The organism is Actinomyces sp. ICM58, assembly GCF_000283035.1.
Taxonomy (GTDB): domain Bacteria; phylum Actinomycetota; class Actinomycetes; order Actinomycetales; family Actinomycetaceae; genus Pauljensenia.
Genome location: NZ_ALIY01000159.1, coordinates 1 through 2472, shown reverse-complemented (window position 1 = coordinate 2472; position 2472 = coordinate 1). Strand labels below are relative to the sequence as shown.

Here is a 2472-nt window from a genome sequence, read left to right as displayed (position 1 = left end):
TCAACCGCGAAATCCGCCGACGCACCGACTCCGTGGGAATCTTCCCCAACCGCCAGGCCATCATCCGCCTGGTCGGAGCCGTCCTAGCCGAACAAAACGACGAATGGGCCGAAGGCCGACGCTACCTCAGCCTCGACATCCTCACCAAATCACGACTCACACCCCAACCCACCCAACAGGAGGACACCCCACTACAACTCAGCGCATAACCCAACCCGAAGGACACAAAACGATTACACCACTCCACAGGACTTGACCTCCGGAAGCGTGCAACCTATCCGGATGTGGCTAACCTATCCGGAAGCGTGCAACCTATCCGGATGCGCGTAACCTATCTGCGTGGTGCCGCTGTTGTGTCACCTTGACACTTACCATACAATTCCCATGAAGGTTACCCAATATTCATCGTGATTGTGTCAGTGAGGTTATCATGGGTTCTTCCGGCGTTGCTCGAGTGGTTGCATCGTTGGTGATTGCAGGAGCAGGATTCGCCGGTGGCATGAAGGTTGCCCCCGTACTCGGCTTTGGGTACACGCAGGATCAGGGTACGGAACCTGTCGTCACCGTTGACACAACTCTTGTGAAAAACTCTTTCGCAGACATTGGTGAGCTTGCCACCGAGTCCTACAACTTCACCCAGGTGGGGAAATACTCTGAGGAGGGAACCAAGGTGTTCGGCATGGAAGTGCCGGGCACGGGCGCCCATTACCTCATCACCTATTCGGGCGAGGTAAAAGCTGGGCTGGCCGATGTGAGCCAGATTCAGGTCGAGGTTGACGAGGTGGGGCATGTCGTGACGGTGACCGTGCCTGCCGTCGAAGTTCTCTCTGCCTCCATCGACCCTGCCTCGGTCGAGACCTACGACCAGTCTTTCTCCATCGTCAACCAGATCGAGGTCGGAGAAGTCACCACCTTCCTGGCGGAACGGGAGACTGCTGCCGCAGACGAGGCCATCTCCAAGGGACTGCTCGACAAGGCGCAGGGGCGTGTGGAAGACATTGTGAAGAAGCAAGTCAACGCTGTTCTTGGCGAGCAGGCCAGCAAATACGAGGTGCGCGTCGTTCTGCCGCCTCCTCCCGCTCAGTGATGCTTCGAGCCTCACAGATGACCGGGCCTCACAGCGCTGCTTGCCCCGGCCTCGTGGGTGGCGTGCACTAGACTTGCTAGCGTGAGCCGATCCCCCCGCCAACGCGACACGCGCCGCCGCCTCGACCCGACCCTGCCCGAGGGCGCCGTCCCCTCCGAGACGGGCCTGCTTGGCCCCCTCGAAGTGAAGGCCATCTCCGAGGCGCTCGGCATCCGCCCCACGAAGGTGCTGGGCCAGAACTTCGTGCACGACGCGGGCACGGTCCGCAAGATCGTCGCCGCCGGCGGCGTCGTGGAAGGTGACGAGGTCGTCGAGGTCGGCCCCGGCCTCGGCTCCCTGACCCTGGCACTCCTGGAAGTCGGCGCGCGCGTGAGGGCTGTCGAGATCGACCCGCCCCTGGCCGCCGCCCTGCCCGAGACTGTGCGCGCCCGCATGAGCGAGGCCGCCGACCGCTTCCACGTCGTGACCATGGACGCCACCGAAATCAAGGGTGTCGACGACTTTGGCGTGGACTGGCCCGCCCCCACGAAGCTCGTGGCGAACCTGCCGTACAACGTGGCCGTGCCGGTTCTGCTCAACATGCTCGAGGCCTTCCCCTCCATCCAGGGCGTCGTCGTCATGGTCCAAGCCGAGGTCGCGGATCGCCTGGCCGCAGGCCCCGGATCGCGCACATACGGCGTGCCCTCCGTCAAGGCATCCTGGTACGGGACGGTCGAGCGTGCCGGGACGATCGGCCGCTCCGTGTTCTGGCCCGTGCCCGGCGTCGATAGTGCCCTCGTGCGCCTCACGCGCTTGGAGAGCCCGCGCGGCGACGACGAGCTGCGCCGCGCCACCTTCGAGGTCACCGACGTGGCCTTCGGCCAGCGCCGCAAGACCCTGCGAGCGGCACTCAAGAACTGGGCGGGCGGCCCCGAGGCCTCCGAGGCCCTCCTGACCGCTGCCGGCATCGACCCGACGCGCCGCGGCGAAACCCTCTCGATCGACGAGTTCGTCGAGCTGGGACGCGCCGTCATCGACGCCCGAGGCCGTGGCACCCTCGCGCCCTCGACCGCGGCCCGCTGACGGCCGGTAGGAATCCGCTAGGAAGAAGGAACCGCATGCGTGAAGTGCGCGCCAGTGCGCCCGGCAAAGTGAACCTCACCCTGCGCGTGGGTGCGCCCACGCCCGACGGCTACCACCCGCTGGTCACGGTCTTCGAGGCCCTGGACCTGCGCGAGACAGTCACCGTGCGCACCTCCAAGACGCCGGGCGTGCGCGTCGAGACGGTCGCCTACCTGCCCGATGGTAGCGTCGACGATGCCACGACACGCGCGATGGCGGACCTGGACCCGCAGGCCCACCTGGCGGTGCGCGCCGCACGCGTCCTCCAGCGCCTCGCCGCCGCG

Annotated in this window: 3 protein-coding genes and 1 pseudogene; all 4 read left to right on the top strand. The window is 65.6% G+C overall.

The window, feature by feature from the left end:
* On the top strand, positions 1-209 hold a 209-nt coding region (locus HMPREF1138_RS07490; RefSeq protein ID WP_009058214.1), incomplete at its 5' end, for a transposase.
* Between the two features lie 290 nt (positions 210-499).
* Positions 500-1087 carry a DUF4230 domain-containing protein gene (locus tag HMPREF1138_RS10865; RefSeq protein WP_238318623.1) on the top strand — a complete coding sequence of 196 codons (588 nt, stop codon included), beginning with the start codon at positions 500-502 and terminating at the stop codon, positions 1085-1087.
* Between the two features lie 81 nt (positions 1088-1168).
* Positions 1169-2149 carry a 16S rRNA (adenine(1518)-N(6)/adenine(1519)-N(6))-dimethyltransferase RsmA gene (gene rsmA / locus HMPREF1138_RS07480; protein ID WP_009058218.1) on the top strand — a complete coding sequence of 327 codons (981 nt, stop codon included), beginning with the start codon at positions 1169-1171 and terminating at the stop codon, positions 2147-2149.
* Between the two features lie 35 nt (positions 2150-2184).
* Positions 2185-2472, top strand: a pseudogene (locus tag HMPREF1138_RS07475) (4-(cytidine 5'-diphospho)-2-C-methyl-D-erythritol kinase); the annotation flags it as partial.